At 59.3% G+C, this 6683-nt stretch carries 6 protein-coding genes and 1 tRNA gene; 2 read left to right on the forward strand and 5 right to left on the reverse strand.

Annotation, left to right across the window (positions count from 1 at the left end):
* The 3 genes from E8A46_RS18445 to E8A46_RS18455 form a co-directional block, all read right to left on the reverse strand.
* On the reverse strand, nt 1-347 hold a 347-nt coding region (locus E8A46_RS18445), incomplete at its 3' end, for an Arm DNA-binding domain-containing protein (RefSeq protein WP_291563971.1).
* A 441-nt stretch (nt 348-788) separates the two neighbouring features.
* Nucleotides 789-2078 carry an O-antigen ligase family protein gene (locus E8A46_RS18450; RefSeq protein ID WP_291563973.1) on the reverse strand — a complete coding sequence of 430 codons (1290 nt, stop codon included), beginning with the start codon at nt 2076-2078 and terminating at the stop codon, nt 789-791.
* Nucleotides 2079-2100: 22 nt separating this feature from the next.
* A complete protein-coding gene (locus E8A46_RS18455) occupies nt 2101-3447 on the reverse strand; it encodes an O-antigen ligase family protein (protein ID WP_291563975.1) in 1347 nt (448 codons plus the stop codon).
* A gap of 350 nt (nt 3448-3797) precedes the next feature.
* Between E8A46_RS18455 and E8A46_RS18460 the strand changes: the two genes are divergently transcribed.
* The gene (locus tag E8A46_RS18460) at nt 3798-3977 is read left to right on the forward strand and encodes a hypothetical protein (protein ID WP_291563977.1); all 180 of its coding nucleotides are present in this window, start codon (nt 3798-3800) and stop codon (nt 3975-3977) included.
* A 264-nt stretch (nt 3978-4241) separates the two neighbouring features.
* On the opposite strand, the gene E8A46_RS18465 is transcribed toward E8A46_RS18460, so the two are convergent.
* Both E8A46_RS18465 and E8A46_RS18470 read right to left on the reverse strand, forming a co-directional pair.
* Nucleotides 4242-4315 (reverse strand) — tRNA-Cys (locus tag E8A46_RS18465).
* 85 nt (nt 4316-4400) lie between these two features.
* Complete coding sequence (locus E8A46_RS18470) at nt 4401-5132, reverse strand: tRNA-uridine aminocarboxypropyltransferase (RefSeq protein WP_291563979.1); 732 nt, start codon at nt 5130-5132, stop codon at nt 4401-4403.
* A 129-nt stretch (nt 5133-5261) separates the two neighbouring features.
* On the opposite strand from E8A46_RS18470, the gene E8A46_RS18475 reads away from it, so the two are divergent.
* Nucleotides 5262-6575, forward strand: coding sequence for an FAD-dependent oxidoreductase (locus tag E8A46_RS18475; protein ID WP_291563981.1), 1314 nt, complete (start codon nt 5262-5264; stop codon nt 6573-6575).
* The last annotated feature ends 108 nt before the right edge of the window (nt 6576-6683 follow it).

Raw genomic sequence — 6683 nt, forward strand, 5'->3', positions numbered from 1 at the left:
GCCTTGTCGCCGTCCTGCAGGCGCCGGGTGCGCTCGGGCCGGGGATCCTCCCGGCGGCCGTTCCGAAGGTCCTTGGCGAGCTTGTCCGCCTGCACGATCGCGTCGCGCACGGTGAGCGTCCCGCCGCCCTGGTTGGCGTCCCAGCGTCCCAGCGTCTCGAGGTAGCCCTTCCCGTCGACGCGGTGGAACCAGACAAAGGATTTGGTCCCGGCCGCGGTGACGCGCACCGCAAAGCCGCTCGGGGCCTTTTTGCCCTGCAGGGTGGCGCCGCTGAAATAGTGCAGCTTGTTGCCGACGGCGGGCGTCGGCAGGTTCCCCACAATTTTTTCGCTGATCTGTTCGGCCATCTGATGCCCCGTGTCTGCAATATGTCTGCACGTTGAATCATATCCGGCATGAAACGGGATACAACGAAAATCATGTGACCGAAGCGAAATTCCCTGAAAAATCTGGGGATTTTCGTACAGACACGGAAAACTGAATCTGCGTCAATGGGTTAGGATGGACGGAAAGATTCGACTGTTAATCGAATGGTCGCTGGTTCGAATCCAGCCCGGGGAGCCACTTGGCGCTTTTCAGCGAACTTTCCCAGACATCGTCGACTCGGAACATCTGAATTAGCCCGATAGATCAGGCACTTCGGTGTGCATTTCTTTCGAAACTGTCGGCGGTGGCGCGCATACCCCGGCTCTGGAAGATGGCCTGCCCTTTGGCGGCACGCAAAAAAGCTGTCGTTCGGTGCCAACCTGCCGGATGGCAAGGGCGCGACGCGGTCGCCGCGGCGCTGTTCATGCCGCACGATGATCGCTCTCGTTCTCGGAGCGGAACATAAAGCCGCCCGATGCCCCAACCCCCAAAACGTACATCCAACCTTCGCTAAAATCGAACAGGTGGGAGTTCAGCAACGAACTGAGAATGTTCTGAGCCACAACGGTAAAACCGATCCAGGCCACGAGGCCGGGGGCGAGGAAAAGCCGACAATGAAAATACCAAATCGCATAGAGGAGGATGCAGCCGAGCAAGCCCCATTGGATAGCGACATAGAGGGTCTGATTGTGAGGGTTGCTGATCCTGTCGGCCCATGCGCCCTCTTTGCCGATCGCCGCGGCTTCAAAAAGCTGTTTCGCCGAACCGGTCCCGTGACCAATCACTGGCGCTTCGCTGATCCATCCCACCGATTCCTTCCAGTATGTCAGGCGCTGCCCGGTCGAGGTCGGGCGATTGGTCTCCCGGTATTCCCTGTATTCGACCGCAATGTTCTCAACGCGTCCACGCAAATAGGGTGAGCTGATCCACATCATTACGATGCCAGCTGTCAGTCCGGCCATCGTCACCAGAGCCATCCTCCGATCGAAATGCCAAAAAACAAAGATGATAGTGAGGGGGACGATGTAGACGAGTGATGTCCGGGCCAGCGCGACAAATATGATATTGCAGAGGAACGTTGCCGCTAAAAGTGCAATGACGACCGCGGCGACTTGCTGTCGACGCCGAAAGGTGCTCACCGCCAGCGACGCCAATGCAAACGCGCACAGCGCGAATTCTTGATTCTGGTCGATGGTGTTCCTCACGGGCACGCCCGTGGTGTCAAATCCGTGCGCCATCGTAAGCCGCCACTCCGGCACGATTACGATCAGCCACGAGTAGAATAGCAACAGCGTGCACGAAACAAGAAACGCTATAAACACCTGATAGCTTCTGGCCGAGTATTGATATTGATAGAGCAGAAGCGGCAAGATCAGTAGTTTTGCCGCCGGCGCCAGTCCGTGAAATGCAGCCGACCATGACCCCTCAGCCCAAAGCATCCCGATGACGGTCAGCGTGACGAAAATAACAGGCAAGAGAGCAGCTGGTCGCCTCAACGTCCGCAAAAAGCTTGGCGGGTCGATCGTCGGGACCAGAGTAACGAGCCAGAGTATGAGGAAGACGGTGACGGCGGTTGTTGACCAGGGAAGTGCGGCCGCCATCATGGCAGGATAAAGCTCGCGGCAAAACTGCCAGAATCGCGATCGCGTGGCCACCCGGAAGAACCGATCGGTTCCTGCCAAAAAGCTTTTAGCTGGAGCTATGTTGTTCATTTTCACGAAAGCCCAAGAGAAACTACGAACGGCCTGTCAGTCCCGCCGCAGGGCGCAACGCTTTAGATTCGTACGTCCGCCCCGTCCCTCTCAGCCCTGCCGCATAGCCCAGGAACATGAAAAGAAGGGCATCGTGGCTGATCCGACCATGCCCCATCGAAAGCAGCGCAATGAAAATGAGCCCGCACAGTGCGAACCGCGCTTCTGAGTTACGGGCGGCCAGTGGCCAGAGCGAAAAAACCGCGAAAATCATCAACGCAGCCAAAGCAGCTCCGGCAATCCAACCGAGTTCGACGGTTGTCTGCAGAATCGTATTGTGGATCTCGGTGTTCTTGATGCACGACACGTCCATAAATCGATCCATACCGATGCCAAACAGACCGGCCTTGGGAACGATGGCAAAGGCGTCCAGGTATAGCTGCTTCCGGATCGCGATGGAGCTGCTAAGGGGTCCAACAGGACACGATGCGTGCGCAGATGCGATTTCGGCAGGTTGCGGCGAATTGGTCGCCTTTTGTTCGGCACTGGCCTGCGGTAGCGGCGCGGGCTCAGTCTGCGGCAGCGGCGCTGGCTCAGCTTGAATCAACGACGATGGAGTCGCCGGGAAGTTCGCGTATTTTGAAAATGTTGGAGCGATCTCCAACCGGGCAAGATTGCCGAGAACAAAACCGCCAACAAGGACGCATATCATGATGCCCGCGTGTGTCCTTTCACGTCCCTTGCTCGTTAGCGCAGCGATCAAAAGAGCTACGCCGATGGCTAGAAATGCTGACCTCACGAAGGAAGCTGCAAACACGGCGGTTGGTACGATCACTGCCGCAGACGCAAGAGCAGCTCGTGATGTGGTCAACCGCATGCAGACAAGCGCGATCATCAGAAAAGCAAGAGAGTTGGTGAAGTTAGCTGTTGCGGCTCCAAATTCGCCGAACACCAGCGGATGCGGCTTGCCATAGCTCTCGCTCCACTGGTCGATAAGGGGGGCAATCGTTTCTGCAACGCCGACCACAACGATCACTGCCGTGAAAAGCACGAAGCTTGGCGCGACCGCTTTGGTTCCGCTGAACAACCGGGCTGCCGGATAACCCGCCAACGAAAGCAGCAGGAGCGCCATCTCTTTTCGATCCGCGTCCATCCCGTTGACAGCAAAAGAGATGGCGATGCTGCAGACCAGGATTCCAAACAGAAGATCGCAGGGATCGGGCCTAAAGTCGGCCCACCGGCTCAACAAGAAAAGGACCAAGGTTGAACCGGCGATGAAAGCGGCTGTGAACGGAGATCCGGTACCGGCAAAGCCGTGAGCCAGGACCAATATGGAACTGGTCGAAATGTACAGCGCCAGCGCAAGCCAGCGATTGAAGACAAAGGCCATCATCTTCCCCAAACAGCTTCGACATCTATCAATGGTTGGCGACCACGCGCAACCGCTGAGGTCTGCCGCCGCAGGCAGGAGATGATCGCCTTGGCGTGGGGATTCTCGCCGCCGCACAGTCGGGAGACGTCGGGTGTGCAAGCCCTCTTCCGCTCCGGCGGCGCGATATTTCCCCAAATGTGATTTTTCTCACACGGGATCGCGGCCAAGACCATCTACACAGGCGCACGAATTAACGCCCCCTTAACCACACCCGGCACGATTTCCCGATCGATACGATTTTAGCCATCCGTTCAACCCGGGAACAAAGGAGTTTTGCGACGCTACGCGCTCGAATCTAGGAGAGCGCGATGAGCGAAGTTGAATTCGATCGATTGCTGGATGCCGTCAGAGTGGCGATTGCGCCCGCGCCCCAGGAGGACTTCTTGAGCTGTCTGCCGATGTTCGATCAGCCGCCGAAACCCGCCAACGACAATGGGATGGCCTGGCCGCTGCTTCCGTTTCCCGAAAGTTGGTACGCCGCCTGCTGATCGCGGGATGCGTCCCGACGATCCGTGGCTGGGAGCTTTGGCCACCGGCGCATGAGCGAAGAAATGACCGCCGCAGCCCTGTGATTGCGACGGTCAACTTTTGGAGGAACCGTCTCCGGCGAAGGAGCCGGGAACGATCCCGCGCCGCTAACCGGCTAGGCCTCTGAAAACCCTTTCCGGGGGCAGCCTCCGCGTTCAAAACGCGCCGCGGCACACCTGAAGCATTTTCCCAGCAAAACCTGCATAACATCCTGATTATATTGATGGAGGCCACGACCAGAATTGAACTGGTGTACACGGTTTTGCAGACCGTTGCGTAACCACTCCGCCACGTGGCCTCATCGGGCGAACTCATATACGCCCTGCCTGGCATAGGCAACCAGGAGCCAAACCCGCCATCCAATTGGCTTGAAAACGTTCTCGTCAGCCGCGCTTGCGGCGGCGATAGTCCCGCTTCGGCAGCGGTTTCGGCGCAGGCAGAGAGTTCTGGGCCTCCCGGTATTTCGCCAGCATCCGCTCGAAACTGTTGTGCAGCGTCGCGGCGATATCGGGTCGTTTTTCGAGGCTGGAAAGCAGCATCGCCGCCGCTTCGATGGTCGACAGGCCGTCCCGACGCGGCTCGCGGCGCAACTTCCCGTAACGTGACGGATTAGCCGGACCCAGGATCACCCGCTGGCATTTCAGCATCCAGGCATTGCGCCACCATAGTGCCTTGGCCTGGCTCCAGGTGCCGTCGAGCAGCACGATGCCGTCAATGTCTTTCAGGATGGCACGTTGATTGTCCTCAATCTCGCCCTTCCGGTTGATGGCGACAATTTCGCGGTCGGTCTCCAGATCGGCGACTTTGGCCGACCCAAGATAGAGCACCGCCCAGCGTGAGGGATCGGCGACCGGCCGCCCCAGCGCCTTGGACAGGCTTGGCCACGACAATCCGATTTTCACGACCGCGTTTGCAAAGTGCAGCGCGGTCAGCCGCGCCGTGCCAAGCTCCCGGTCCTGCTCCTGTGGATGCTGAAGGATCAACAGCGAAACGCGGTTTTGGATCGGCACAATTCCGTCGCAGACGCACAGAGGCATCGGCTTGTGGCAGCGCGGGCAGTCCGGCAGCGCCTCGGTCGCGGCCGTACCGTTTTCAGCCTCAGTTTGTCCTGACATGCGACCGCTATACGCCGCACGGCTCCACCCTTCAACCACTTAGGGCCGGTACCGGCCTAAACCCCCTGACCCCGCTGAAACTTCGCTGGCAAAGCGCCGTATCTGGTGCAGGAACGGACGGGGGACCGAATGCGCGTGGCGGTTATCGGAACGGGAATTGCCGGCAATGCCGCCGCCTGGACCCTGTGCAAACGTTATCCGGTAACGGTCTATGATCGCGAGATCAGGCCCGGTGGTCACAGCCATACCGTCACCATCGACTATGAGGGAACGCCGCTTGCCGTCGATATCGGCTTTATCGTCTACAACGAACTCAACTACCCGGACCTGACGGCGCTGTTCGCCCATCTCGGCGTGGAGACCGTGGAAAGCTGCATGAGCTTCGCGGTCACGGCGGCTGACGGCCGCTTCGAGTGGAAGGGCGGTGGCAGCAATTGGCGTCAAACCGCCAGAGGCTTGTTTGCGCAGCCCCGAAACCTGCTTTCACCGTCGTATCTGGGGATGCTGCGGGACATTCTGACCTTCAACGCCCGAAGCGTCGAAGACTATGCCGCGGGCCGATTGGCTCGGCTCAGCCTCGGCGAATATTTCAGCCACCGCAAATTCGCGCCACGCCTGTTGACCGATTACCTCGCCCCCATGGGCGCCGCGATCTGGTCCGCGCCGGCCAATGAGATGCTCGACTTTCCCGCCGAAAACTTCGTGGCGTTCTTCAATAATCACCGTTTGCTCCAATACGATCGTCCGGTCTGGCGAACCGTGAAAGGCGGCAGCCGAAGCTACGTGGAAAAACTGACCTCGGCATTTCGGGATCGGATTCGGCTGGGCTGCGCCGTGACCTCGGTCGAACGAACAGCACATGGTGTCGTCGTCAACGACAGTCACGGGAGAAGCGACAGCTACGATCACGTCGTGATTGCCTCGCACAGCGATCAGGCGCTGGCGATGTTGTCCGACGCCGACGATTCCGAGCGCGCGGTTCTTGGCGCCATCGGTTATGCTCGCAACACCGTCTACCTGCATCGCGACGCCAGATTGATGCCGAAACGCAGGCGGGTCTGGGCGTCGTGGAACTTTCTGCGCTGGCGGCGCGAGGCAACCGCCGAAAATGACGTCGCCGTGACCTACTGGATGAACGAGTTGCAGGGAATCGACAACAGCAAGCCACTGTTCGTCAGCCTCAACCCTCCCTTCGAGCCAGATCCGGCCCTCACATTCGGCAAGTATGTGTGTGAGCATCCGCAATTTAATGCCGCCGCCTTCGCCGCCCAAAAGCGGCTGGACGAGATTCAGGGGCGGCGCCACACTTGGTTCTGCGGTGCCTGGACCGGCTACGGATTCCATGAGGACGGATTGCGGTCCGGACTGACCGTCGCAGAAGCGCTGGGCGCGACTGTGCCGTGGCGCGAACCATCGCTCCAACTGGCGGAAGCCGCGGAGTAGCCATGCCCGACCAAACCGCCCAACCCACCGCGCGTGACATCAGGATTGACGCGGCGGCGCTTTACCTTGGCGAAGTCATGCATGCCCGCCTGAAGCCGGTCGGACATC

Origin of the sequence: Bradyrhizobium sp. (assembly GCF_004799445.1) — a bacterium.
Taxonomy (GTDB): domain Bacteria; phylum Pseudomonadota; class Alphaproteobacteria; order Rhizobiales; family Xanthobacteraceae; genus Bradyrhizobium.

Excerpts from the sequence above, each read along its gene's own strand:
- E8A46_RS18450 (WP_291563973.1), bottom strand. The coding sequence starts at position 2,078 with ATGAACAACATAGCTCCAGCTAAAAGCTTTTTGGCAGGAACCGATCGG.
- E8A46_RS18455 (WP_291563975.1), bottom strand. The coding sequence starts at position 3,447 with ATGGCCTTTGTCTTCAATCGCTGGCTTGCGCTGGCGCTGTACATTTCG.
- E8A46_RS18460 (WP_291563977.1), top strand. The coding sequence starts at position 3,798 with ATGAGCGAAGTTGAATTCGATCGATTGCTGGATGCCGTCAGAGTGGCG.
- E8A46_RS18470 (WP_291563979.1), bottom strand. The coding sequence starts at position 5,132 with ATGTCAGGACAAACTGAGGCTGAAAACGGTACGGCCGCGACCGAGGCG.
- E8A46_RS18475 (WP_291563981.1), top strand. The coding sequence starts at position 5,262 with ATGCGCGTGGCGGTTATCGGAACGGGAATTGCCGGCAATGCCGCCGCC.